Source organism: Rhodococcus sp. HNM0563, from assembly GCF_012726195.1.
Classification (GTDB): domain Bacteria; phylum Actinomycetota; class Actinomycetes; order Mycobacteriales; family Mycobacteriaceae; genus Rhodococcus.
On sequence record NZ_JAASAF010000010.1, the window covers coordinates 24,718 to 50,004 of the forward strand.

22 protein-coding genes and 1 riboswitch are annotated in these 25,287 nt (G+C 66.9%); of the genes, 9 read left to right on the forward strand and 13 right to left on the reverse strand.

Features of this window, described 5'->3' with window-relative positions:
* Position 1: 1 nt before the first annotated feature.
* From HCA61_RS21105 to gcvP, 7 genes are all read left to right on the forward strand, one after another.
* Positions 2-739: a DUF881 domain-containing protein gene (locus tag HCA61_RS21105; RefSeq protein WP_169690160.1), complete on the forward strand. Its 738-nt coding sequence runs from the start codon at positions 2-4 to the stop codon at positions 737-739.
* Between the two features lie 43 nt (positions 740-782).
* On the forward strand, positions 783-1,187 hold the full coding sequence (gene gcvH / locus HCA61_RS21110) for a glycine cleavage system protein GcvH (protein WP_169690161.1): 405 nt from the start codon (positions 783-785) through the stop codon (positions 1,185-1,187).
* Positions 1,188-1,339: 152 nt separating this feature from the next.
* On the forward strand, positions 1,340-1,804 hold the full coding sequence (garA, locus tag HCA61_RS21115) for a glycogen accumulation regulator GarA (RefSeq protein WP_169690162.1): 465 nt from the start codon (positions 1,340-1,342) through the stop codon (positions 1,802-1,804).
* Complete coding sequence (locus HCA61_RS21120) at positions 1,804-2,541, forward strand: MerR family transcriptional regulator (protein ID WP_169690163.1); 738 nt, start codon at positions 1,804-1,806, stop codon at positions 2,539-2,541. The genes garA and HCA61_RS21120 overlap by 1 nt, the downstream gene beginning before the upstream one ends.
* 157 nt (positions 2,542-2,698) lie before the next feature.
* On the forward strand, positions 2,699-3,172 hold the full coding sequence (locus HCA61_RS21125; RefSeq protein ID WP_169690164.1) for a bifunctional nuclease family protein: 474 nt from the start codon (positions 2,699-2,701) through the stop codon (positions 3,170-3,172).
* A 301-nt stretch (positions 3,173-3,473) separates the two neighbouring features.
* Complete coding sequence (locus HCA61_RS21130) at positions 3,474-4,049, forward strand: MerR family transcriptional regulator (RefSeq protein WP_308198851.1); 576 nt, start codon at positions 3,474-3,476, stop codon at positions 4,047-4,049.
* A 68-nt stretch (positions 4,050-4,117) separates the two neighbouring features.
* Positions 4,118-4,215, forward strand: a riboswitch (glycine riboswitch).
* A 166-nt stretch (positions 4,216-4,381) separates the two neighbouring features.
* A complete protein-coding gene (gcvP, locus tag HCA61_RS21135) occupies positions 4,382-7,240 on the forward strand; it encodes an aminomethyl-transferring glycine dehydrogenase (RefSeq protein WP_169690165.1) in 2,859 nt (952 codons plus the stop codon).
* Positions 7,241-7,400: 160 nt separating this feature from the next.
* On the opposite strand, the gene HCA61_RS21140 is transcribed toward gcvP, so the two are convergent.
* The 6 genes from HCA61_RS21140 to HCA61_RS21165 all read right to left on the reverse strand — a co-directional run bounded on the left by HCA61_RS21140 (position 7,401) and on the right by HCA61_RS21165 (position 16,123).
* The gene (locus HCA61_RS21140; protein WP_169690166.1) at positions 7,401-8,570 is read right to left on the reverse strand and encodes a metallophosphoesterase; all 1,170 of its coding nucleotides are present in this window, start codon (positions 8,568-8,570) and stop codon (positions 7,401-7,403) included.
* Between the two features lie 2 nt (positions 8,571-8,572).
* A complete protein-coding gene (locus tag HCA61_RS21145) occupies positions 8,573-10,345 on the reverse strand; it encodes a substrate-binding domain-containing protein (protein ID WP_169690167.1) in 1,773 nt (590 codons plus the stop codon).
* 146 nt (positions 10,346-10,491) lie between these two features.
* Positions 10,492-12,675: a malate synthase G gene (locus HCA61_RS21150; protein WP_169690168.1), complete on the reverse strand. Its 2,184-nt coding sequence runs from the start codon at positions 12,673-12,675 to the stop codon at positions 10,492-10,494.
* Positions 12,676-12,765: 90 nt separating this feature from the next.
* On the reverse strand, positions 12,766-13,683 hold the full coding sequence (locus HCA61_RS21155) for a 3-methyladenine DNA glycosylase (RefSeq protein WP_169690169.1): 918 nt from the start codon (positions 13,681-13,683) through the stop codon (positions 12,766-12,768).
* Positions 13,680-14,780, reverse strand: coding sequence for a hemolysin family protein (locus tag HCA61_RS21160; RefSeq protein ID WP_169690170.1), 1,101 nt, complete (start codon positions 14,778-14,780; stop codon positions 13,680-13,682). The genes HCA61_RS21155 and HCA61_RS21160 overlap by 4 nt, the downstream gene beginning before the upstream one ends.
* Complete coding sequence (locus tag HCA61_RS21165) at positions 14,777-16,123, reverse strand: hemolysin family protein (protein ID WP_169690171.1); 1,347 nt, start codon at positions 16,121-16,123, stop codon at positions 14,777-14,779. The genes HCA61_RS21160 and HCA61_RS21165 overlap by 4 nt, the downstream gene beginning before the upstream one ends.
* 235 nt (positions 16,124-16,358) lie before the next feature.
* Here HCA61_RS21165 and HCA61_RS21170 point away from each other — a divergent pair, with 235 nt between their 5' ends.
* Positions 16,359-16,976, forward strand: a complete 618-nt coding sequence (locus tag HCA61_RS21170) for a class I SAM-dependent methyltransferase (protein ID WP_169690172.1) — start codon at positions 16,359-16,361, stop codon at positions 16,974-16,976.
* Here the strand turns inward: HCA61_RS21170 and HCA61_RS21175 are convergent, their stop codons facing one another.
* The 7 genes from HCA61_RS21175 to HCA61_RS21205 all read right to left on the reverse strand — a co-directional run bounded on the left by HCA61_RS21175 (position 16,977) and on the right by HCA61_RS21205 (position 24,243).
* The gene (locus HCA61_RS21175) at positions 16,977-17,861 is read right to left on the reverse strand and encodes a DMT family transporter (protein WP_169690173.1); all 885 of its coding nucleotides are present in this window, start codon (positions 17,859-17,861) and stop codon (positions 16,977-16,979) included. It lies immediately after the preceding gene.
* A 13-nt stretch (positions 17,862-17,874) separates the two neighbouring features.
* Entirely contained in the window at positions 17,875-19,326 is a 1,452-nt protein-coding gene (gndA, locus tag HCA61_RS21180) for an NADP-dependent phosphogluconate dehydrogenase (protein ID WP_169690174.1), read from the reverse strand.
* A 57-nt stretch (positions 19,327-19,383) separates the two neighbouring features.
* Entirely contained in the window at positions 19,384-20,334 is a 951-nt protein-coding gene (locus HCA61_RS21185) for a M56 family metallopeptidase (RefSeq protein ID WP_169690175.1), read from the reverse strand.
* Between the two features lie 13 nt (positions 20,335-20,347).
* The gene (locus HCA61_RS21190) at positions 20,348-20,749 is read right to left on the reverse strand and encodes a BlaI/MecI/CopY family transcriptional regulator (protein ID WP_169690176.1); all 402 of its coding nucleotides are present in this window, start codon (positions 20,747-20,749) and stop codon (positions 20,348-20,350) included.
* A 52-nt stretch (positions 20,750-20,801) separates the two neighbouring features.
* Positions 20,802-21,677 carry an ABC transporter ATP-binding protein gene (locus HCA61_RS21195; RefSeq protein WP_169690177.1) on the reverse strand — a complete coding sequence of 292 codons (876 nt, stop codon included), beginning with the start codon at positions 21,675-21,677 and terminating at the stop codon, positions 20,802-20,804.
* Positions 21,674-22,666, reverse strand: a complete 993-nt coding sequence (locus HCA61_RS21200) for an iron chelate uptake ABC transporter family permease subunit (protein ID WP_346777625.1) — start codon at positions 22,664-22,666, stop codon at positions 21,674-21,676. The genes HCA61_RS21195 and HCA61_RS21200 overlap by 4 nt, the downstream gene beginning before the upstream one ends.
* A gap of 143 nt (positions 22,667-22,809) precedes the next feature.
* Positions 22,810-24,243: an iron ABC transporter permease gene (locus HCA61_RS21205; RefSeq protein ID WP_346777626.1), complete on the reverse strand. Its 1,434-nt coding sequence runs from the start codon at positions 24,241-24,243 to the stop codon at positions 22,810-22,812.
* A gap of 210 nt (positions 24,244-24,453) precedes the next feature.
* Here HCA61_RS21205 and HCA61_RS21210 point away from each other — a divergent pair, with 210 nt between their 5' ends.
* Positions 24,454-25,197 carry a hypothetical protein gene (locus tag HCA61_RS21210; RefSeq protein ID WP_169690179.1) on the forward strand — a complete coding sequence of 248 codons (744 nt, stop codon included), beginning with the start codon at positions 24,454-24,456 and terminating at the stop codon, positions 25,195-25,197.
* Positions 25,198-25,287: the final 90 nt, after the last annotated feature.

The following is a 25,287-nucleotide window of genomic DNA, read 5'->3' on the forward strand; positions in this document are numbered from 1 at the left end:
GATGGCCGAGGACACCTCCGGACACGCTCTGTCGGGCACGCCGGACTCCGGGCGCAAGCGCCGGGTGTACGCGGTGCTTGCAATGTTGCTCGTCGCCCTGCTCGGCACGGCTATCGCCACCCAGGTGAAGAATACCGAGACGGGAGACACTCTCGACTCCGCCCGCCCCGCCGACCTGCTCGTGCTCCTCGACAGCCTCAACCGACGCGAGGCGGCGCTGCGGCAAGAGATCACAGGCCTCGAGCGCACTCTCGAAGGATTCGAGCAGAACGGTTCGGATGCCGCTCTGTCCGAAGCCCGTGCTCGTCTGCAGAACCTGTCGATCCAGCTGGGTACGGTTCCCGCGTCGGGGCCGGGTGTCGTCCTGACGATCGACGACCCGCTCGACGGAGTCGGCTCCGAGGTCGTCCTCGACACGATTCAGGAACTCCGTGCGGCGGGTGCGGACACCATGCAGATCGCCGGAGCCGACGGGACAGCGGTGCGCATCGGCGTCGATTCGTGGTTCGGAGGGCAGGGCGGCGATATCACTGTCGACGATCGAAATCTCCCGGCGCCCTATACGGTTACTGCTATCGGGGACGGGCCGACGCTCGCTGCGGCGTTGAACATCCCCGGCGGTGTGGTGGATACGGTCGCTCGCCGCGGTGGAACTTTGACTGTCGAGCAGTTGTCGCAGGTCGAGGTGCCCGCCTTGCGGGAAATCGAGCCGCGCCAATACGCTCAGCCAGGAAACTGAAACAGACGTTCGTGCCGAATCGTCGCCCCCGAAAGGAACTGCCGTGAGTGAGTTCGAGACGCCCGCCGATCTGCGATACACCGCGGAGCACGAGTGGGTCCAGCGGACTGGGGCGACCACCGCCCGGATCGGTATCACCGACTACGCTCAATCCCAGCTCGGTGATGTGGTGTTCGTGCAGTTGCCCGACACCGGATCCGCCCTCGCTGCAGGCGATTCGTTCGGTGAGGTCGAATCCACCAAGAGTGTCTCGGATGTCTATGCGCCCTTTGCCGCAACGGTCGTGGCGGTGAACGGCGACCTCGAGGCGAGCCCCGAGTTGGTCAACAGCGCGCCGTATGCAGAAGGGTGGCTGATCGATATCGAATCGAGTAGCGAGTCGGATCTCGACGCTGCCTTGGAACGGACCCTCGACGCCGCCGGATACAGAACGATCACAGAAGGATGAGATCCCCTGGGTGACGTAACCGCGACTACCTGCACCAGGGGCATGCGCAGGGTACGGTCGGGTATGGCGTGTGCCGTGTCCGACCGTGGTGGTGGCGAACGAATGACGATCGTCCGGGACCACCCGGACTATCGAACGGATAAGGAGAAACGGTGAGCGAGAACGGCAACGCGGGCTACGAAGAGACCCCAGCGGAAACCACTTCGGTGTTTCGTGCCGACTTCCTGAACGAATTGGAGAACACCGGCGCGGCTGCGACGACCGAAGCACCGGTCTCGGGAGTCGAAGGTCTTCCGGCCGGGGCGGCCCTGCTCGTCGTCAAGCGCGGTCCCAACGCGGGGTCGCGATTCCTGCTCGACCAGCCCACCACGTCCGCCGGACGACACCCCGACAGCGACATCTTCCTCGATGATGTCACTGTCAGCCGTCGTCACGCAGAGTTCCGCCAGGACGACGGCGAGTTCCAGGTCGTCGATGTGGGAAGCCTCAATGGCACCTACGTCAATCGTGAGCCCGTCGACTCGGCAGTACTCGCGAATGGCGACGAGGTCCAGATCGGAAAGTTCCGTCTGGTGTTCTTGACAGGCCCGCGGGGCACTCAGGGCGCAGGTAGCTGATGACCGCTGCCCGCCAGCCGGCGCCGGCAGGTATGTCGATCGGGTCCGTACTCGATCGACTCCGCCCGGAGTTCCCGGACGTGACGATCTCGAAGATCAGATTTCTCGAAGCCGAAGGACTGATCAGTCCGGAGCGCACACCGTCGGGTTACCGGCGGTTCTCGATCGCGGACTGTGAGCGACTCCGGTACGTGCTCACCGCGCAGCGCGATCAGTACCTCCCGCTGAAGGTGATCAAGGAACAGCTCGAGGCGATCGACCGTGGTGCCGCAACGGTGGGAGCCGTCGAAACTCGCCCCAAGCGACCGCGCCAGCTCGCGGTCGCGCGGGGCGAGGTTTCTCCCGAGGACCTTCGTACCGACCGCCAGATCCGAGTGAGTCGAGACGACCTCTGTGAACGGGCCGGCATCGACACCGTGTTCCTCACCGAGCTGGTGGGCGCGGGGCTCCTCACGCCGGGTGCGGCAGGCTTCTTCGACGACGATGCGGTATTGCTGGCGCGGACAGCGAAGGCAATGTCCCGGTTCGGACTGGAAGTCCGGCACCTACGCGCGTTCAAATTGGCGGCAGACCGCGAAGCGGGCCTCGTCGCCCAGATCGCCGGTCCTGTCGCCAAGGGACGCGATGCAGGGGCCCGGGAACGCGCCGAAGAGATGGTTCGTGAGTTGGCTGCGCTGTCTCTGACGTTGCATACATGCCTCGTCAAGTCGGCGGTGCAGGGGTCACTCGATCGTTGACCTCGATCGTCGAGGTAGCCCTGCAGCGGTATTGCGCACGAGAAGCGGTGGGTCTTCGGGTTTCGGGCACCTGACGTACACGAACGAGCGCACTAGAATTCAGGCAGTACGTGTCAGCGACCACGCGACTGACAGGCACCGGGACGGAGGCGCCGTTATGAGCGAGATGAGGATCGTCGGTATCCGAGTCGAGCAACCCCAGAACCAGCCTGTCCTTCTGCTGCGCGAAGCAGAGGGCGAGCGGTACCTACCGATCTGGATCGGTCAGATGGAGGCGACCGCCATTGCGCTGGAACAGCAGGGAGTGGAGCCGGCCCGGCCGCTCACGCACGATCTGATCAAGAATCTTCTCGACGCGTTCGGTCACGCCCTCCTCGAGGTCCGGATAGTGGATCTTCAGGAGGGTACGTTCTACGCCGATCTCCTCTTCGAAGGGGAGATGCGGGTCTCGTGTCGTCCTTCGGACGCAGTTGCCGTCGCGTTGCGCACCGGTGCACCGGTATTTGCCGAGGAATCAGTTCTGGCGGAAGCGGGCCTCGCGATGCCTGAGGAGAAGGAAGACGAGGTCGAGAAGTTCAAGGAATTCCTCGAATCGGTCTCGCCCGACGACTTCAAGGCAACAGACGGCTGATCTGCTCGTCGCGCCGACGGGTCGGGTCGAAGTTGTTCGACGACGCACCGCGACGAACCCGTGTATCGTCGAACGTTACTTTCCGAGTCGGCGTGTTGCTGCTCGACCTGAATCACACAGGGCGTACGCTTGGTTGATCCGTTACGGGACAAGTCGGGTGAACCGGGGGATGTACGGGATCGGATGCGGAGGGGATCCGCCTGGTCCGTGGTGGCGAGGGACAACGGGGCGCGCGAGAGGAAGTCACAAAGTGCGAGATCGGCCGCAAGGACAGCAACTCGGTGCCGGCACCGGCGATCGCGTGGCTCCGGTACCGGTATCGGACACTTCCGAGGATCTGCAGCCGGGGCTGTTTCCCGACAACTCGGTCCCCGATGAACTTGTCGGCTATCGGGTCCCGATCGCGTGCCAGATTGCGGGTATCAGCTACCGTCAGCTCGACTACTGGGCGCGAACCAATCTGGTAGTGCCTTCGATCAGGAGCGCGGCGGGTTCCGGAAGCCAACGGCTGTACTCGTTCAAGGACATTTTGGTCCTCAAGATAGTCAAGCGCCTTCTCGATACCGGCGTCTCGCTGCAGAACATTCGCGTGGCGGTCGACCACCTCCGGAGCCGTGGCGTACGGGACCTGGCCAAGATCACCCTTTTCTCCGACGGCACCACTGTCTACGAATGCACATCCCCGGAAGAGGTCGTCGACCTGCTTCAAGGCGGGCAAGGTGTGTTCGGTATCGCAGTCAGTGGGGCAGTCCGGGAATTGACGGGCAGTATCGCGGACTTCCCGGCCGAGCGCGCAGAGGGATACGACGTCGAAGAGAAGCCCGAGGACGAACTGGCTTCCCGCCGTCGAAACCGCATCAACCGCCGCATCGGATAGGGCGTATGTCACCCTCCGGAAGAGGGTGGACTCGATCGGCCCGCTCGTGCTCTAGAATCGGTATGCGTCGCCGTCCCGCGGGAGAGCCCCGGACCAACATGTCCGGGCGCCGAAGGAGCAGCACCTCCCCGTCAATCTCTCAGGCACCCAGGACCGCGTGAGCTACGACGTCTCTGGAAAGTGGTGGGAGCACCCACCCGCCCACGGGGAAAGGTTCGCCGACCAGGACCGAATCTCTCAGGCGCTCGCCTCGCGAGCTCAGGACAGAGGGGGAGGAACCGCCCGTGCCGACCGCGCACGTGCGAACCTCGCCGACCAGCCTGGGAGCTGCGATGACAGATGCCGTCACCTGGAATTTCGCCGATCGTCACATCGGACCCGATGCGCAGGAGATGCGTCGGATCCTCGACGTTGTCGGAGTCGATACGCTCGAGGACCTCGTCGCAAAGGCACTGCCCGCGGGCATTCTCGACCACTGCGCGGGCGAAGTTGCCGACGGACTCGATGTCCTCGACGCGCCGCTCAGCGAACACGAGGTCCTCGCCGGCCTGAAAGCCCTGGCGTCGCGCAACACGGTCGCGACCTCCATGATCGGGCACGGTTACTACGACACGCTCACTCCGCCGGTACTGCTGCGCAACATCATCGAGAATCCCGCGTGGTACACGGCCTACACGCCGTATCAGCCGGAGATCAGTCAGGGCCGGCTCGAAGCGTTGCTCAATTTCCAGACGATGGTCGCAGACCTGACCGGTATGGAAGTCGCGAACTCCTCGATGCTCGACGAAGCTACTGCTGCGGCGGAAGCGATGACCTTGCTGCGTCGTGCCAACCGCAAGTCCAAGAGCCACCGGTTCGTCGTCGATTCCGATCTGTTCACTCAGACCGCCGCGGTGCTCGCAACCCGCGCCGAGCCGCTCGGCATCGAGCTCGTCACCGCTGACCTTGTGGAGGAGGGACTTCCCGAGGGGGAGTTCTTCGGTGTGATCCTGCAGGTGCCGGGTGCGTCGGGCCGGGTGTTCGATGTTGCTCCCGTGATCGATGCGGCACATGAGCGCGGTGCGATGGTCGCGGTGGGCGCGGACCTCCTGGCAATGACGCTGATGACTCCGCCCGGGGAGAAGGGCGCCGATGCCTGCTTCGGCACCACCCAGCGATTCGGGGTGCCGATGGGATTCGGTGGCCCACATGCGGGATATTTGGCGGTAAACGCGGCGCACACGCGGAATCTGCCGGGACGTCTCGTCGGTGTCTCGGTCGACGCCGACGGTACCTCGGCCTACCGGCTTGCGTTGCAGACCCGTGAACAGCATATTCGCCGTGAGAAGGCGACCAGCAACATCTGTACCGCTCAGGTGCTTCTGGCGGTCCTCGCCGCGATGTACGCGTCGTATCACGGCGCGGAGGGACTGACCGGAATCGCGCGACGAGTGGCTGCCCATGCGGCCGGGCTCGCTGCCTCGCTGCGACGCGGGGGAGTCGAGGTCGTTCACGACGACTTCTTCGATACCGTCCTGGTCCGGGTTCCGGGGCGCGCCGGCGAGGTCGTAGCAGCGGCGGCCGAGCGGTCGGTCAATCTGTATCTCGTCGACGCGGACCACGTGTCGATCTCCTGCGACGAAGCGACGACGGATGCACACGTGGCGAGTGTGCTTTCCGCGTTCGGTATCGCCGCTGAGGAGACGGTCGCAGCCGATCGAGCATCCATCCCGGAGGCGCTCGGCCGAACCAGTGACTTCCTGAAGCACGAGGCGTTCACGAAGTACCGGACGGAGACCGCGATGATGCGGTATCTGCGGCGGTTGTCCGACAAGGATCTCGCGCTCGACCGCACCATGATCCCGCTCGGGTCCTGCACGATGAAACTCAACGCCGCGGCTGAGATGGAAGCCATCACGTGGCCGGAGTTCGCGGGCTTGCACCCGTTCGCTCCCGCGGATCAGACCGTCGGAATCCGGGACCTGATCTCGGATCTCGAACGCTGGCTCGCCGCAGTGACCGGGTACGACGCCGTGACCTTGCAGCCCAACGCAGGCAGTCAGGGTGAATACGCAGGTCTGCTCGCTATCCGCCATTACCACCTGAGCCGCGGTGACGACCACCGCGACACCTGCTTGATTCCGTCGAGCGCGCACGGAACCAATGCCGCCTCTGCGGTGATGGCAGGTATGCGTGTCGAGGTGGTGGCGTGCCGTCCCAACGGTGACGTCGACCTCGACGATCTGCGAGCGAAGATCGCCGACCACGCTGAACGGCTGGCCGCGATCATGATCACCTACCCGTCGACCCACGGCGTCTACGAACACGAGATCGAGGACATCTGCGGTGCCGTGCACGACGCAGGCGGGCAGGTGTACATCGATGGTGCAAACCTCAACGCACTCGTGGGTCTGGCCCGGCCGGGCAGGTTCGGTGGCGATGTGAGCCACCTGAACCTGCACAAGACCTTCTGCATTCCACACGGTGGTGGCGGGCCGGGAGTCGGTCCGATCGGCGTTCGTTCGCATCTCACGCCGTTCCTCCCGGGTCACCCCGCTGTACCTGGTCTCGGCGGCGTGGGGCCGGTGTCGGCTGCGCCTTACGGGTCGGCGTCGATCCTGCCGATCACGTGGGCATACATCAAGCTGATGGGGGCTTCCGGGCTTCGCCGGGCTTCGCTCACTGCGATCGCTTCGGCGAACTACATTGCGCGTCGCCTCGACGAGTACTTCCCGGTGCTGTACACGGGTGCGAACGGGATGGTGGCGCACGAGTGCATCCTCGATCTGCGTCAGCTGACCAGGGACACCGGTGTCACCGTCGATGACGTGGCCAAGCGTCTCGCAGACTACGGATTCCATGCGCCGACCATGAGTTTTCCCGTCGCGGGCACGCTTATGGTCGAACCGACCGAAAGTGAGGACTTGAACGAGATCGACGAGTTCGTCGATGCGATGATCTCGATTCGCGCGGAGATCGACAGGGTCGGAGCCGGAGAATGGCCGGTCGACGACAATCCTCTGCGAGGCGCACCGCACACCGCAGAGTGCCTCGTGGGGGAGTGGACTCACCCGTATCCGCGTGAAACTGCAGTGTTTCCGCTGGGGAAGGGGCGCGCAAAGGTGTGGCCGGCGGTCCGTCGAATCGACGGGGCCCACGGCGACCGCAACCTGGTCTGCTCGTGCCCTCCGCTGGAGGCATACAGCAGCTGACGTCCTGTGGCTGCGGGCAACGCCCGCAGCCACACACTCTTCGACCGAAATATTCGGTACCGTACGGAAAACTTAGATATACCGAATATATGCTCTCTCAGGCACCGAACTTCCCCTCTGAAAAACCATCGAAGAGAGGTCTGTTCAGGCAGCGGCGCAGCTACTTCTGTGTGACGAGCTCGAGAATGGAAACTTCGGGCGGAGTTGCGACGCGGACCGGTGGGCCCCACGCACCGGCTCCTAGCGACGTGTAAATTGCGGTGTCGCCGAAGTGGTCCAGCCCGGTGACAGTGGGATTTGCAGCAGCGACGATGTATCCGAGGGGCCACATCTGGCCGCCGTGCGTATGCCCGGACAACTGAAGGTCCACACCGAGATCCTGTGCTTCGAGGACGTGTTTCGGCTGGTGTGCGGCAAGAAGAACGAAGGTCTCCGGAGCCAGTCCCTCGATGGCTCGAGGTAGATCCGCTGCATCCGGTGCGGGAGCGGTGTAGTCGTGCACGCCTGCCAGTGCGATCTGCTCGCCGTTGTGCGTCACGAGGACGTTTTCGTTTCGCAGGGTCTTCACACCCAGAGTTTCCCAATGATCGAGCCAGGACGAGGCGTCGTCCGAGTAGTACTCGTGATTGCCACTCACCCCGTAGATCCCGAGCGGGGCACGAAGCTCGCTGAGGGGCGCGAGGTCGTCACCTACCAATTCGACGGTGCCGTCAGCGAGATCCCCGCCGAGAACGATGAGGTCGGGTCGCTGTTCGTTAACCTGATCGACGACTCCCCGCACGAACCCGGCGCCGCGTGCCGGACCGACGTGCAAGTCGGTGATCAAGGCGACGCGGATGCCGTCGAACTCGTCCGGAAGCCCGGGCAGGGCGATGGTGGAGTGAACGAGCCGAGGATTGGCTGCCTCGATCAGACTTCCATAGCCGATCGTGGCGACGGTGGCGGCAACGAGGGTGGCCGTTGCGATCCGGAGTGCACGGCGTGGTGGTCGGTGCGATGCGCCGGCTTCCTCCGAGGGGGACTTACCCCTGCGGAATCGTCGCACGAGCCGTGCCCCGAGGCAGAAAGCGCCGATGACGAGGAGACCGATGATCAAGTAGAGACCCGCGGCGAACCAGCTGTAGCCGAGGAAGCCCAGCGGACGTGCCCAAGCGGGGTCGAGAACAGTGCCGGTGACGGACGCGATCGAGGCGGCCGCGAGTAACGCTACGAGGACGATATCGGCCGCCAGTGCGGCTCTCCCGGTGAGGCCGGGCGCTCGTACGAGGCGACGGTGGAACCAGTAGGTGATGAGGGCGAGGAACGTCCCCGCGACGAGCAGTCGGATCACGGTCAGGAAGTGAGCTTTCGGAGTAAGGCGGTCAGATCGTCGTTCGCGGTGGTGGCGAGCGTGGAGTACGACCCGCCGGTGCGGGCGGTGAGGTCTTGCAGTGTCTCGGGGTCGGTGACATCGTCGCCGAGTACGACGATGTCCACCCGAACCGGTGATGCGCTGTCGGTGAGCTCGCTGATTCCGTCGAGAAGCTCGTCGCCTGTACCGGTGCCGGAATCGACGTCGGTGTTCGTCTCGTTGCCGTCCAGGCTCTCGTCGTCGCTGTCGAGGATCACGAGCACCGAGTTCGGTCTGGACGGATCGTAGTTGTCGACGGCATCGGCGTACGCGGCGAGGATCGATTCGTACACCGGCGCAGTCTCGGTGGGGGTGACTGCGTCGAGTGCAGAGTTCAGCGCCGCGCGCTGCTCGCCGGTGAGCGCATCGCGGGCAACAGCGACTCGGGAGGACGATGTGTCGTCGAAGACATGTATCCCGATGATCGAGGAGTTCGGGGAACGGCGGAGAACGTTCTCTATTGCGGTCGCAGTGTCGTCGAGTCGGGTGTTGCCATTTTCTGCGGTGGTGGCCATGGAGGTGGTGGTGTCCACGAGCACGGTGGTCTTGACAGGCGGTTGGGGGTCGAGGCGGATATCGAGGAGGGCGTCGCCGGCGGAGGGATCTGCCGGGGTGAGGACCTCGACGACCGGCGCGAATGAGAAGTCGGATCGAACGGGGGAATCACCGTCGTGGTTCCGGAAGCCGGCATCGAGGAAGTCCTGGGCCTGGTCGGGGTTGCGCACGTAGTCGATGAACTCTCCGGCGGCCCGGGAGAGTGTTTCGTCGATCCAGGGGGCGCTCGGGATCACTGCGGGGAAGTCGGCGATGGGCGTGGCACCTGCGGGACGAAATCCGGCAAGGTCTGCGGCGGTTCCATTAGTGACTGCGTCGTGCAGTTGTTTTTCTACCGCGGGCACTGCGTGGATCGGGGAATCGGGGGCGGTGTTCGTGGCGAGTGCCGTGAGCGCGTCCGCGGTGGAAGGGCCTGCCGCGATGTCGAGTGCGTCGGCGCCGAGTGCGAGTTCGGTGATTGCAGTCACGACGTCCGGTGACTGTGCTTCGTCGCGTGTCAGCGGTCCTGTCCCGGTGGTGGCGACGGCTTCGAGGGCGGACGTCGTGGCATCGCTGTCTGTTCCGGTGGGCAGTGCCATGCGCAGAGATTCCCAAGGGGCCAGGCCGAGGGCGCTGAGGGATCCGGGCACGGACTGCAGCGACGGTAGGTCGCGCCAATCGACCCCGGCTGTGGTGAGTCCGTTGTTCAGGGCTGTGGGAGTGGCGAGGACGAGCGGTGAGGTGGCGAGGGATCGACGTTGCCCGCTCGCGCTCGAGCCCGCACGGTCGGCGGCGCGGGTGTCGATGGGCACCCAGAGAGCGGGTTCGGGTCCGAGTTCGGGGTTCCAGGTGCCGTCGGCGAGGGTCGCGGCGGCCGTGGTGGATTCGGTGGCGGCGACGTGAGCGGTGACGCAATAGTCGCGGATCACGGGTGCGACGTCGGCGTTCCACGTGTCGGCGAGGTCGGAGAGGGTGGGGGCAATGAGCGGGTCGGCGGCGATGCGCAGTTCGACGTCGCCTTCTACGCAGGTCCTGGCTGCTTCGGTGGCCTGTTCGTCGATTCGATTGCGGAGCTGGAGCCAGCCGATGATGCCGAGAACCAGTAGGGCGACCGCGACCAGGGAAACGATGATGCCTGTGCTGACGCCACGTGTTCCACCGGATCCGCGATGTCGAGCCACGGGTTTCTCGCCTCGTTTCGTTGTGGTCGGGCCCCAGCAGTCTAGTGAGGTGTCGAGAGTACCGGTCTATGCCTGCCCCGGTGGTGCGACGATGGGCCCCGATCCACGCGGATCGGGGCCCATCGCTCCTCCTGGGGGTGTCGGGGTCAGGCGTTTGCGGCCTTGTACTCTCGGCGGCGACGGTGCAGGATCGGCTCGGTGTAGCCGCTGGGCTGCGTGCCGCCTTCGAGGATCAGTTCCTTCGCGGCCTGGAAGGCGATGTTGGTGTCGAAGTTCGGTGCCATGTTCCGGTAGGTGGCATCGCCTTCGTTCTGACGGTCGACGACCGGTGCCATCCGCTCGAGGGCGGCGACGACCTCGTCCTCGGTGACGATGCCGTGGCGGATCCAGTTCGCGAGGAGCTGGCTCGAGATGCGCAGGGTCGCGCGGTCTTCCATCAGTGCGACGTCGTGGATGTCGGGAACCTTGGAGCAGCCGACACCGGCGTCGATCCAGCGGACCACGTAGCCGAGGATGGACTGGCAGTTGTTGTCGAGTTCTTCGCGCTTCTCGGCGTCGGACCAGTCGGTGTTCTCGGCGAGCGGGATGGTGAGGATGTCGTCGACGGTGGCGCGGGGCGCGCCCTTCAATGCGTCCTGCACTGCGAAGACATCGACCTCGTGGTAGTGGGTGGCGTGCAGGGTGGCGCCGGTCGGGGACGGGACCCACGCGGTGTTGGCGCCGGCCTTGGGCTGGCTGATCTTCTGCTCGAGCATGTCGGCCATGAGGTCGGTCATCGCCCACATGCCCTTGCCGATCTGTGCCTTGCCCTGCAGCCCGGCGGCGAGTCCGGTGTCGACGTTCCAGTCCTCGTACGCGGCGATCCACTTCTGCTGCTTCATGGCTGCCTTGCGCACGACGGCGCCGGCCTCCATGGAGGTGTGGATTTCGTCGCCGGTGCGATCGAGGAAGCCGGTGTTGATGAACACGACGCGCTCGGAGGCGGCTTCGATGCAGGCGGCGAGGTTGACGGTGGTGCGCCGCTCCTCGTCCATGATGCCGACTTTGAGGGTGTTGGCGGGAAGGCCGAGCACCTGTTCGACGCGGCCGAACAGTTCGGTGGTGAAGGCGGATTCCTCGGGGCCGTGTTGCTTGGGCTTGACGATGTAGATCGAGCCGGTGCGGCTGTTGGCCAGGGCGCCGTGTGCGTCGTCGGTGTGCAGGCCGTGGACGGCGCAGAGGCTGGTGATCAGGGCGTCGAGGATGCCTTCGGGGATTTCGTTGCCGTCGGCGTCGAGGATGGCGGGGGTGGTCATGAGGTGGCCGACGTTGCGCACGAACAGCAGGGAGCGGCCGTGCAGTTCGAGGTCGTTGCCGTCGATACCGGTGTAGACGCGGTTGGCGTTGAGGGTGCGGGTGAGGGTCTTACCGCCCTTGTCGAACGACTCGGTCAGGTCGCCGCGGTTGAGTCCGAGCCAGTTGCGGTAGCCGAGGGTTTTGTCGTCGGCGTCGACGGCGGCCACGGAGTCCTCGAAGTCCATGATCGTGGTGACGGCCGATTCGAGGACGAGGTCCTTGATGCCGGCGGTGTCGGTGCTGCCGATCGGGGACTGGGGGTCGATCTGGATGTCGATGTGCAGGCCGTTGTTGCGCAGCAGGACCGAGGTGGGGGCGGTGGTCTCGCCGAGGTAGCCGACGAGCTTCTCGGGCTGGGCGAGGGTGGTGACGGTGCCGTCGGCGAGCGTGACCTTCAGCGCGCCGTCCTCGATGACGTAGGCGGTGGTGCCGGTGTGGGAGCCGGTCGCCAGCGGGGCGGCCTTGTCGAGGAAGTCGCGGGCCCAGGCGATGACCTTGTCGCCGCGGACCTTGTTGTAGCCTGCGGTCTTCTCCGCGCCGTCGTCTTCGGAGATGGCGTCGGTGCCGTACAGCGCGTCGTACAGTGAACCCCATCGGGCGTTGGAGGCGTTGAGTGCGAAGCGGGCGTTGAGGATCGGCACCACGAGCTGCGGGCCGGCGGTGGAGGTGATCTCGCTGTCGACTCCGGCGGTAGTGACCTCGAAGGGTGCGGGCACGGGGACGAGGTAGCCGATTTCTTCGAGGAAGGCCTTGTAGGCGGCTGCGTCGTGGGGGGTTCCGGCGCGGTCGCGGTGCCAGGTGTCGATCTGGGCCTGAAGGTCGTCGCGCTTGGCGAGCAGGGCGCGGTTCTTGGGGGCGAGCTCTTCGACGATCTTGTCGGCTCCGGTCCAGAACGCCTCGGCGTCCACTCCGGTGCCGGGGAGCGCCTCGTTGTTGACGAAGTCGTAGAGCACCTTGGCGATCTGCAGTCCGCCGACGGTCACGCGTTCAGTCATTACCCTCACTCTTTCCGGTTGCTGTGCGCCCGGTGTTGTCACGTTCCGGGAGCCGCACGAAAATTCACCAATTATGTTACCCGCCGGTAGCTAGGGGCGTACGTCGGTTCGACGCGCGCGCAGGGCGGTGCATCGTTCGAGCAGGTCCTGTCGCAGGTCCGCGGCGCGAGAGGTGAGCGCCGACTGCTCGCGGACGTACTGTGCGCGTCCGGCGGCAGTCTCGATCGTGATGGGCGAGTAGCCGTAGTCGCCCAGATCATACGGGCTCGCCCTCATATCGAGTTCGCGTGCCGCGGCGGCGTGCCGGAAACAACGCAACAGCAGGTCCGAATCCACCAGGGGAGAGAGCTTGTAACACCACTTGTAGAGATCCATACCAGCGTGCAGGCATCCGGGCTGCTCGTGATCGAGTTGGGTATCGCGGGTGAGGGGCTCGACGTTGCGAGGCGTCGCTTCCGGGCTGAAGAACCGATAGGCGTCATAATGACTGCAGCGCAACTGCATTGATTCCACCACCGCATCGGTGCCGGCGTGGCCGAGCCGCAGCGGCACCGCCGAATGCCGCACATCGTCGCTGCTCGTGCGGTACACCATCGCCCATTCGTGGAGCCCGAAACAGCCGAGCTGAGCGGGCCTCGAACCAGTGCGCGTCAGCAGTTCGGTCACGAACTCGACGGTGCCGGACCGACGCCCGAGGGTGTCGGAGCTCACCCGGACCCCGGGCGTGCCGTCGATGACGACCCGCTCGTAGGCGGGATGGTTGCGGTAGTCGCGACCCGCCCCGAGCAGAACGGTGCCGAATCCGGGATGCCACCGCCGCAGCTGAGCGGGCCGGTGGCTGTAGTACGTGAACAGGAAATCGTGAACGGGATGTTTCTCGTGCGCCGCGCGCCGGCGCAGATACGCGGCGAGCAGGTCGTCGACCTCGTGCCGATGTCGGTCGCGGCGCGCGGTCCATTGGCTCTCGGTGAGAATCACCTCGCGGTGGGCGGTCGGGGCCTCGGTCACTCGGGTGTGCCTCCTGTGCGTTTCCCGGGAGTGGGATCGGTGATGCGGTGGGTGGCGTCGCGGACCGTGCCGACGAATTCTTCGACCAGGTCTTCGAGGGCGACGATGCCGAGCGTGGCGCCGGTGAGGTCGACTACGCAGCCGAGGTGGGAGCGGGTACGGCGGAGTTGGGACAGGGCATCGTCGAGTGCGGTGTCGAGCGGGAGTGACGGGAGCCGTCGGATGGTGCTTGGTGGAATCACGGTGTCGGGGCCCGCGGTGTGGTCGTGGACGAGGTCGAGGATGTCCTTGACGTGGAGGTATCCGGTGTAGCCGCCGGCGGCGGTGCGGGTGGGATAGCGCGAGAATCCGGTGGTGGTGACGGCCAGTTCGATGGCGCCGAGGGCGACGCCGGCAGTGGTGGCGGGCACGGTGCGGACATCGTCGACCGGGATGAGGACATCGGAGACGGTGCGTCCACCGGTGTTCAGTGCGTGGATCAGGCGACGGTGTTCTTCTTCGTCGATCAGGCCTTCGGATCGCGATTCACCGATCATCTCGGTCAGTTCGACTGCGGTGACGGTCGCGTCGAGTTCGTCTTTGGGTTCGATACGTACCAGTCGCAAGGTGATGTTGGCGCACCAGTTGTAGAAGGCGATCAAGGGTCGGGCGGGGCGCATGAACTGCAGGTGGATCGGGACGAGGAGCATGGCGGTGCGTTCGGGTCCGGCGATCGCGATGTTCTTGGGCACCATCTCGCCGAGCAGGATGTGCAGTGTCACCACGAGCGTGATCGAGATGGCGAACGCGATGGGGTGCAGGAGTTGGACGGGGAGGCCGATCAGGTGAAGTGGGCTCTCGATGAGGTGGGCGATTGCGGGTTCGCCGACGCGACCGAGGAGGATCGAGCAGATCGTGATGCCGAGTTGGGAGCCGGCGAGCATGAGGGAGAGGTGTTCGCCGGCGGCGATGACGGTGTGGGCACGTTTCTTGCCTTGGGCGTGAAGCGCTTCGAGTCGGTCGCGCCGGGCGGTGATCAGCGAGAATTCGGCGCCGACGAAGAAGGCGTTGCCGGCGAGGAGCAGTATGGTCAGGGCGACGGCGAGCAGGTCGTTCATGGCTGCTCCTGACCCGGATCGTCGTGGTCGGTGGGGGTCAGCAATAGACGGTCGATGCGGTGGCCGTCCATCTCTAGGATCCGGGCGAGCCACGGGGGGTCGTCGTGGTCGCGGGCAGGGAGCGGGATTTCGTCGTGGATCTCGGGGATGCGACCGAGTTCGGTGAGGACGAGCCCGCCGATCGTCTCGTAGTCGCCGTCGGGCGCGCGGTAGCCGGTGAGGCGTTCGACCTCGTCGATGCGCAGGAGCCCGGAGCACGACCATCCGTTGCCGAGTGGGTGCGCGTCGGGTTGTGGTTCGTCGTGTTCGTCGCGGACGTCTCCGATGATCTCCTCGACGAGGTCCTCCATGGTCACGATCCCGGCGGTGCCGCCGTATTCGTCGGCGACGAGGGCGACCTGCATTCCGTGGGCGCGGACTCGCTCCATGACGGTGTCGCCGTCGAGGGTCGACGGCACGATCGGCACTTTTCGGGCGAGATCCCGGACGGCGGTGGTGCCGCGCCGGTCGGCGGTGACAGTGAATGCGTGTTTGACGTGGACAACGCCGAGTGTGGAGTCCAGATCGGCGTCGATCACCGGGAATCGGGAGTATCCGGTGCGGGAGGACAATGCGATCAGGTCGAGGACGGTGTCGCGCTGATCGAGGCATTCGATGGTCACGCGCGGGGTCATGAGGTCTTCGGCAGTGCGTTCACCGAAGCGCAGTGAACGGTCGACGAGGCGGGCTGTGGATTCGTCGAGGACTCCGCCTTCAGCGGAGGCGCGGACGAGGGAGCCGAGTTCCTGAGGAGAGCGCGCCGAGCGTAATTCTTCTGCGGGTTCGATGCCCATGCGCCGCAGGATGCGGTTGGCGGTGCCGTTGAGGCCGTTGATGGCCCAGCGGAAGACCAGCGAGAAGCCGGCTTGGAGGCCGGCGGTGGTGCGGGCGGTGGCCATGGGCCGGGAGATGGCGATGTTCTTCGGGACGAGTTCACCGAAGATCATGGAGAAGGACGTTGCGAGGACGAGCGCGACGATCAGGGACAGGGTGCCGGCAGTGTTCTCGGACAGCCCGATGGCCCCGAATACCGGGTTGAGGAAGCGGGCGAGGACGGGTTCGGCGAGGTAGCCGGTGATCAGGGTGGTGATGGTGATGCCGAGTTGGGCGCCGGACAGTTGGAACGAGAGGGTGCTGTGGGCGTGCTGTACCTGGCGGGCGCGGGCGTCGCCGCCTCGGGCGTGTGCTTCGACGGTGCTGCGTTCGAGGGCGGTCAGGGAGAACTCGGCAGCGACGAACAGTGCGGTGCCTGCGGTGAGTGCGACGAAGCCGAGGAGGCTGAGGATGGACAGGGCGACGGACATCAGTGCCGCTCCGGTGTCGGGGTGGCGGCGGCTTCGGCCGGGGGCATGCCGATAGTGGGTGCCGCGGGCACCGTGTTCCTCTCGTCGGGTCCGGGATGGATGCTCTGGTCCTGGACAGTGTGGTGAAAGTGGTCATTCTAGTTCGGGGGTCGTGGGCTGTCTCGTGCTGCGGTGCAGTGCATAGGGTGGGACGTACGTGGCTCGCACTGGGCGGCCCGATCGAGGAGGTGGGACGTTGGCCGAGCGCATTCGAAGCCAGTGGGAGGACATCACCGCCGCGGATCCGTCGCATTCGAGTTGGTATGTCGAGCGTTTCCGCACGATGGCGGCGCAGGGTGAGGACATCGTGGGCGAGGCCCGGTTGATCGACGCGATGTTGACGCGGGGTGCGCGGGTGCTCGATGCGGGGTGTGGTCCGGGCCGGTTGGGTGGCTATCTCCACGGGGTGGGGCATGTCGTGGTGGGGGTCGATGTCGACCCGGTGCTGATTGCGGCGGCCGAGGAGGACTATCCGGGCCCGACGTGGTTGGTCGGGGATCTGGCCGAGTTGGATCTGCCGAGTCGTGGTGTGGCGGCGGAGTTCGACGCGATCGTGTGTGCGGGCAATGTGATGACGTTCTTGGCGCCGTCGACGCGTCGGGCGACGTTGGCCGGGTTGGCGCGGCATCTGGCGCCGTCAGGGCGTGCGGTGGTGGGGTTCGGTGCGGGCCGCGACTACGACTTCGCAGAGTTCCTTGCTGATGCCGCAGCCGGAGGGCTCACTCCGGAGCTGTTGCTGTCGACATGGGATCTGCGCCCGTTCGCGGAGGATTCGGATTTCTTGGTTGCGGTGTTGTCGCGGTCGGGGACCTGATCAGGACCGGGTGGGTTCGGTCGTTGCGGTCTTGTCCGTCACCGGTGTGGTGACGGTGCGGGCGAGCGCGAGCGTGGTCACGGCCATGACCGCGATGGCGATGGCGGTGGCGATGAGGCCGAGTCCGTCGGTGTCGAGGTGTTCGCCGAGCACGGTGATGCCGAGGACCGCGGCGGCGAGCGGTTCGGCGATCGTCAGGGTGGGTAGGGAGGCTGTGAGCGACCCGGCCTGGAAGGCGCGTTGCTGCAGGTACATGCCGGTGAGCCCGGCGGTGATCACGGTCCAGAGCTGCCATGAACCGAGAACGGTGGGTAGGCCGCGTTCCATCAGGTCGGTGACATGTTTGGTGAGGGCGGCCGCGACGCCGTAGAGGATGCCCGCGGCGGTGCCGAGCAGCATGGCGCGGCGTCTCGGCGTTCCGGGGGCGGTGCCGAGTGCGGCGGTGCAGGCGGCGACGGCCAGGGTGATCGTGAGGGGCAGTGCCCATCGGGTGGCGGCAGCGTCGATGTTTCCCGCGGTGGGATTGCCGGCGATCAGGAACATGGCCAACGCGATGCAGAGGGCCGCGGCGAGCAGGAGGGTGCGGCGGTCGGGTCGTCGTCGGGTGTAGTAGGCGGAGATGGGGATGGCGAACAGCAGCGACGAGACGAGCAGGGGTTGCACGATCAGGACGGTGCCGAGAGCGAGCGCGAGAACTTGGAGGGTGTAGCCGCCGCCGTCCACGACCACCGCCGCCCACCAGCGTGGGTTGCGGATGAGGCTGGCGACGAGTGGACCGGAGGTGGGAACGGCGGCGGCGGTGCGTTGCTGGGCGACCATGCTGACGGCGAGCAGCACCGCGGCGGCGAGTGCGCACGTCACAGATGCTGCCGCGGTGCCGGTCATGGTCGGGGGCGGGTCAGGCTTGGACTTCGCTGTGGTCGCCGCTCCACAGGGTGTGGAACTTGCCGGGCTTGTCGGTGCGCTCGTAGGTGTGCGCCCCGAAGTAGTCGCGTTGGCCTTGGGTGAGTGCGGCGGGGAGGCGTTCGGCGCGCAGTCCGTCGTAGTAGGACAGGGAGGACCCGAAGGCGGGGATGGGGATGCCGAGGGTGGTGGCGGTGACCACGACGCGTCGCCAGCTGTCGATGCCGGCTTCGATCGCGTCGCGGAAGTAGGGGGCGAGGATCAGGCTGGGCAGTTCCGGATCGGCGTCGTAGGCCTCTTTGATGCGGTTGAGGAACTGGGCACGGATGATGCAGCCGCCGCGCCAGATGGTGGCCATGGCGGCGCGGTCGATGTTCCAGCCGTATTCGGCGCTGCCTGCGGCGATCTGGTCGAAGCCCTGGGCGTAGGCGACGATCTTGGAAGCGTAGAGGGCGGCGCGGATGTCTTCGGTGAAATGGGCGGCGTCGGTGGGGGTGGCGCCGAGGGTGCCGGTGGCCAGGTTGCGGGCTGCGGCACGTTGGGTGCGGGAGCCGGACAAGGCGCGGGCGAAGACGGCTTCGGCGATGCCGGTGACGGGGATGCCGAGGTCGAGGGCTGCTTTGACGGTCCAGCGGCCGGTGCCCTTCTGTTCGGCGGCGTCGACGATGACGTCGACGAGGGGTTTGCCGGTGGTGGCGTCGGTCTGGCGGAGCACTTCGGCGGTGATTTCGATGAGATACGACTCGAGGGTGCCGGTGTTCCAGTCGGCGAACACGTCGGCGATCTTCGCGGCGTCGTAGCCCAGTGCGTCGCGCAGCAGGTGATAGGCCTCGCCGATGAGCTGCATGTCGGCGTATTCGATGCCGTTGTGCACCATCTTGACGAAGTGTCCGGCGCCGTCGGGGCCGACATGGGTGCAGCAGGGGGTGCCGTCGACCTTGGCGGAGACGGCTTCGAGGAGTGGGCCGAGTGCAGCGTAGGACTCGGCGGGGCCGCCGGGCATGATGGACGGTCCGTTGAGGGCGCCTTCTTCGCCGCCGGAGATGCCCGCGCCGACGAAGTGCAGGCCGCGTTCGCGTAGGGCGGCTTCGCGGCGGATGGTGTCGGTGTAGAGGGCGTTGCCGCCGTCGATGATGATGTCGCCCGGTTCCATGGCGTCGGCGAGTTCTTCGATGACGGCGTCGGTGGCGTCGCCGGCTTTGACCATGATCAGGACGCGGCGGGGTTTTTCCAGGGAGGCGACGAACTCGTCGATCGTTTCGGTGCGGACGAAGGTGCCGTCGCTGCTGTGTTCGGCGAGCAGGGCGTCGGTTTTGGCGATGCTGCGGTTGTGCAACGCGACGGTGTAGCCGTGGCGGGCGAAGTTCCGGGCGATGTTGGACCCCATGACGGCCAGGCCGGTCACGCCGATCTGGGCGAGTGGGGTCTCGGTGGGTTCGACGGTCATGGGTACAGCTTCCCCCGAAATGGGGCGTGATCGAAATCGAACGGGGGAGGAGGTGTGTCAGTGGGCGAACAGGCGGGTCAGTTCGGTGAGCCAGGGGACGGCGACGGCGACGGTGGGGATGATGAGGATTGCGGCGGCGGTGATGTAGGCGCACGCGGAAATGGTCAGGTCGGGGCCGGGGGAGGCGAGTCGCTGTACTCGCAGCAGGGTGGAGGGGCCGCCGACGGCGAGGGCGCCGGTGGGGGTGCGGGCGTCGGCGCAGGTGATGAGGGCCCGGGCCAGGGGTGCGGGGCCGGTGCGGCGGATGGCGGAGTCGTCGGCGAGCATTTCGACGAGGAGTTGTACGGAGCCGAGGGCGGAGCCGGAGCGGACCCAGCGGGGGAACGCTTCGTAGACGGCGGTGAATGCTTCGAGGATCAGGTCGTGGCGGGCGCGCAGGTGGGAGTGTTCGTGGCGCAGGACGGCGCTCAGTTCGTCGTCGTCGAGGTTGTCGAGGGTGCCTTCGGAGAGGACGACGCGGTGCCGGATGCCGGGTAGGCAGTAGGCGATGGGGTCGGCGCTGTCGAGGATCCGTACGTGGGGGAGGGTGCGGACGGCGGAGAGGTTGTCGCGGCGGTCGAGGAGGTCGACGAGCATGCGGTGGCGGGCGCGGCGGCGGCGGGTGCGGACACCGACGCGCAGGGTCGAGTAGATGAGGCGGCCGCCGATGAGCAGGGTGAGCATGAACACGACGACGTAGGTCAGCCACAGGGGTAGTCCGAGCGCGTCGATTTCTTCGAGGGGCCCGGTGGTGGGGCGGCCGTCTTCGCCGGGGACCAGCAGGAGCGCGGCGATGGCCAGGCCGGAGCTGAATGCGGAGAGTACGGCGGCGAGGGCGACGGCCTGCCACAGGACGAGGGCGGCTCGTGGGTTGCGGTGTGGCCAGGTGGCGCGGGCGAGGAGTCCGGGCACCGGGCCGGCGAGGAGGAGCGCAAGTATGCCGAATACGAGCGCTGTGGTCGCATTCATGTAGTCGAGTGTGTCAGCTTGCGCGTCCGGGGGACCGGTCGGTGCTGTGTTGGGCTTCGAGTTCGGCGAGGGCTGCGCGCAGTGCGGCTGCTTCGTCGGCGCCGACGCGGCCGACGAAGTGGACGAGGGCGGCGGTGCGTCCGGCGGTTTCGTCGGCCTGGTCGAGGGCGTCGACCATGAGGCCGGCGACGAGTTCGTCGCGGCCGTGTACCGGGAGGTAGCGGTGGGCGCGGTCATCGCGTTGCTGGATGACGAGGTTCTTCTTCGCGAGGCGTTGAAGGACAGTCATGACGGTGGTGTATGCGAGGGAGCGTTGGGCGGAGAGGCCTTCGTGGACCTGTCGCACGGTTTGGGGTTCGGTGGAGGACCACAGGTGGTCCATCACTGCTCGCTCGAGTTCGCCTAGTGCTGCCATACCGTGATTCTACGGAGTCTCCGACATTTGTGCGTACTACCTAGGGTCGTAGCTATTCGGGTGGGGTGTCGCCGCCGACCGTGCCGTAGACGTGGCGGGTGCCGATGGGCACGATCAGGGGTCGGCCGGAGACCGGATCGTTGATGACAGAGGCGTCGAGTCCGAACACATCGCGGAGCAGTTCGACGGAGATGACGTCGGTGGGAGGGCCGGACGCGATGACTTTCCCGTCGCGCATGACGACGAGGTGGTCGCTGTAGCGGACGGCGAGGTTGAGGTCGTGCAGCACCATCACCACGGTGCGACCGAGTTCGCTGTGGAGTTGATCGACGAGGTCGAGGACCTCGATGGAGTGTGCGAGGTCGAGGTAGGTGGTGGGTTCGTCGAGCAGCAGGATGTCGGTGCCTTGTGCGAGGGCCATCGAGATCCAGGCGCGTTGGCGTTGGCCACCGGAGAGTTCGTCGACGGGTCGGTCGGCGAGGTCGGCGATGCCGGTGCGGGCGAGTGCGGTGGATACGACGTCCTCGTCGTCGCCGGACCATTGCCGCATCCACGACTGGTGGGGGTGGCGGCCGCGGGCGACGAGGTCGGCGACGGTCAGTCCTTCGGGCGCGGTGGGTGCCTGGGGGAGCATGCCGAGGACGCGGGCCACGTCGCGGGTGCGCATTGTGGTGATTCTGCGGCCGTCGAGCACGACCTGTCCGCTGCGGGGTTTGAGCAGTCGACTCAGGGCGCGCAGCAGGGTGGACTTGCCGCAGCCGTTGGGTCCGATGATGGTGGTGATCACTCCGGTGGGGATCTCGAGGCCGAGGTCGTCGACGATGAGACGGTCTCCGTAGCCGAGTGCGAGATGTTCGGCGATGAGTCGCGAGCCGGTGAGGTCGGTGGCGCCGTCGGCGTGTGTGTCGAGGGGCTGGGTGGGGGTCACACGGACACCTTCCGGTTGGAGCGCACGAGCAGGTACAGCAGGAACGGGCCGCCGAGCGCGGAGGTTACGAGGCCGACCGGCAGGGAGACCGGCAGGATGGTGCGGGCGATGATGTCGGCGCCGACGACGAGCGCGGCGCCGGTCAGTGCGGAGGCGATGATCGGGGGTCCGGCGGAGCGGACGAGTCGTAGCGCGACCTGGGGTGCGGCGAGTGCGACGAAGCCGATGGGGCCGGCGGCGGCGGTGGCGATGGCGGCGAGCGCGCATGCGGCGACGAGGAGCATGCCCTGCTGGGATTGCAGGCGGATCCCGAGGGAGCGGGCGGTGTCGTCGCCGAGGCGGAGAGCGCCGATGGTGAACGAGGCGATGATCGTCCAGGTTCCGATGACGGCGAGGGCGATCCCGGCGGGGATGACCTGACTCCAGCTGATCCCGTTGAGGGAGCCGGTGAGCCAGACCTGGGCGCGGGAGACGTCGTTGATGTCGGCGGAGACGAGCATCCAGTTGGTCAGGCCGATCAGCATGGCGTTGGCGCCGATGCCGATGAGCACGAGCCGGAATCCGTCGACGCCGTTCTTCCAGGCGAGCAGGTAGATCGCGGTGGCGGTGAGCAGGCCACCGGCGAGGGCGGCCAGGGGTAGGCCGAGGGCGGCGAGGAGTCCGACGACGGTGCCGCCGCTGGTGACGACGATCAGGGCGACGGCAGCGGCGCTGGCGCCGGCGGTGATGCCGAGGATGTCGGGGCTGGCGAGGGCGTTGCGGGACAACGACTGGGTGATGGCTCCGGAGACGGCGAGGGCCGCACCGACGACGAGGGCGCCGATGCCGCGGGGGAGTCGCAGGTCGAACACGATGAACCGGTCGAGTCGTTCGCCGCCGCCGAAGAGCACTTCGAGGACTTGGGGCACGGACATGGGGTAGTCGCCGCGGCCGAGTCCGATGCACAGGAGCAGGAAGGCGGCGACGGCGAGCAGGAGGCACACCAGCACCTGGCGACCCCGCCATACGACGGAGAAGCGGCCGAGGCGGAAGGCGGGGCGGGCGGGGACCGCGGTGGAGCGCTGGACGGGGGTGCGGCGGCGTTCTCCGCCGGTGGTGGGCGGTGCTGCGGGGTCGATCTTGGTCAGGTCGGTCACAGCGACACCAGCTTCCGGCGGCGGACGAGGGCAATGAAGAACGGGGCGCCGACCAGGGCGAGCACGATGCCGACCTGGAGTTCGCCGGGGCGCACGACGATGCGGCCGATGACGTCGGCGAGGACGAGGAGCACGCCGCCGAGTAGGCCTGCGTAGGGGACGAGCCAGCGGTAGTCGGGGCCGGTGATGGCGCGGGCGATGTGCGGGACGATGAGGCCGACGAAGGCAATGGGCCCGCACGCGGCGGTGGCGGCGCCGGTGAGGATGGTGATCACGGTGATGCCGATGACGCGGGTGAGTGCGATGTTGGTGCCCAGGGAGCGGGCGACGTCCTCGCCGAGGCTCAGGACGTTGAGTCCGGGGGTGCTCGCGAGGGCGATGACGAGGCCGACGACGATGAACGGCAGGACCTGCCAGAGCACGTCCATGCCGCGGCCGGCGACGGATCCGACGACCCAGAAGCGGTAGCCGTCGAGGCTGGTCTGGTCGAGCAGGACGACGGTTTGAATCATGGCCTGGAGGAAGAAGGCGACGGCGGCGCCGGCGAGGGCCAGGCTCAGGGGGCTCGAGCCGCCGTTGCCGATGGAGGAGAACCCGAACACGATGACGCTGGCGAACAGGGATCCGGCGAACGCGAACCACAGGTATTCGGCGGGGGTGCTGGTGCCGAGTAGGTAGATCGAGAGTACGACGAACAGTGCGGCGCCTGCGTTGATGCCGAGGAGCCCGGCGTCGGCGAGCGGGTTGCGGGTGTGGCCTTGGATGAGGGCGCCTGCGACGCCGAGGGCGATGCCGACGAGTAGTCCGAGCAGGGTGCGGGGGATGCGCAGGGAGTGGATGATCACGTCGGTTTCGGCGCCGTCGTTGACGAACAGCGCGTGGAACACTTCGGTGAAGGTCATCGGTCGTGCGCCGATTGCGACGCTGGCGAGCAGGACCAGCACGAGCAGCACAGCGAGCGCGAGCAGTCCCAGGAGTCGTCGGCGTCGGATTCCGGCGACGCTGGTGTCCGCGGGTAGCGGGGTGAAACCGTCGTCGGCGGCGGTGCGGGCCATGACGACCTCGGTGCGGCGGCGCAGCAGGGCGCGGCGGGGGCCGACGGGGGCGCCGGTGTCGGGGTCTCGGGTGATGAGGTCGGTCCAGGCTTTGCCGAGGCTTGCGCCGGTGCGGCCTTCCCGGTGGCCGCGGTTCCACAGCAGCACCCCGATGGTGGCGGCCAGTGCGGCGCCGCCGAAGACGACGCGGTCGGTTTGTCCGCCGCCGTTGGCGTCGCCGAGGGTGTCGACCAGTAGTGCGCCGATGGCGAGGGGGATCGCGAGGAGCGCGAGATCCAGTAGTTCCGCGACGACGCGCCGGGTCGTGGTGGGCGGTTCGGTGCACTCGGTGGTCGTGGGTTCTGTGGCCGTGAGTGTTGGGGAGGGGGGTCGAATGGTGGCCACGTGCGTGGTGCGCTCCTCGTGACGGCGTGCTCGGGTGGGTCTGGAGGTTAGGTTACGGAATCCTATTTCGGTCTGTCACGGGGTGGGTCCGGTCGGTGGGTGTCGGTTCGGTGTGGCGGGTTGCGCGACCCCCACCCCGAATGTAATGGTTAGCCTTACCTAAGCAAACCGCTGGGTTCCTGTCGACAAGAGAGGTGTCGGATGACGACTCTGCTGCTGCCACCGACCACCACCGCTCCGGTCCCCACGTTCGACGACCGGAGCATCCGCGCATTCGAGGACACCCGCACCCGCCTGCGGGCCCTTGCCGCGGGGTCTCCCCGCGTCTACGCCGTGGCCTGTATTGACGAAGAGCCGAAGCGCCGCTGGTGGAGTCTCGGCAGCGCGGAGCGCACCGACCGCGTCGAACTGCTCTACCGGCGCTCGCTCGAGGACGTCGACGAACCGCGCATTGCCGCAGAGCAGGTCGCCGCCGCCCTCATTCACGCGGTGGTCGGTCGAGTCCTGGCGCCGCTCGCTCTCGAAGGGCGCGTGTGGGATCCCGGGCTCGACAATCTCTGGCTGCATCAAGACAGTGACGGCTGCATCGACTGGGCCGGTGTCGCCGACGACACCCTGCGCGTACTCCCCGGAGACCGGGCCGCCGCCGAGCGCGGGGTCGTGGTGCTGCCGTGCGAGCAGGCCCTGGCGGTGTGGACTGCCCATCGCGCGGTGACGGCCCTGACCGCGGTGCACGAGGCCGTGCGGCGGTGCGCCCCGCTCGACGGCCCGCGCTTCTGGGCGATGGTCGGACGCACGATCGTCACCGGCGCATCGCAACTGCCCGTCCTCGGTGGCGCCTCCCGGCGCGACGCGGCGCGACGCGGCCAGCAACTGCTGGACGCGTTCGTTGCCGCGGGCCACCCGGTGCGGGGTCTTGTGGGATTAGGTCAGGCTTCCCTATAGTTGGGGGCGTGCAACACCGGACCGTGCCGGAGTCCTGAGGGCTGCAGCGACTCCCGGTCCATCCCGACGGCGGGCCTCGCGATCACCACG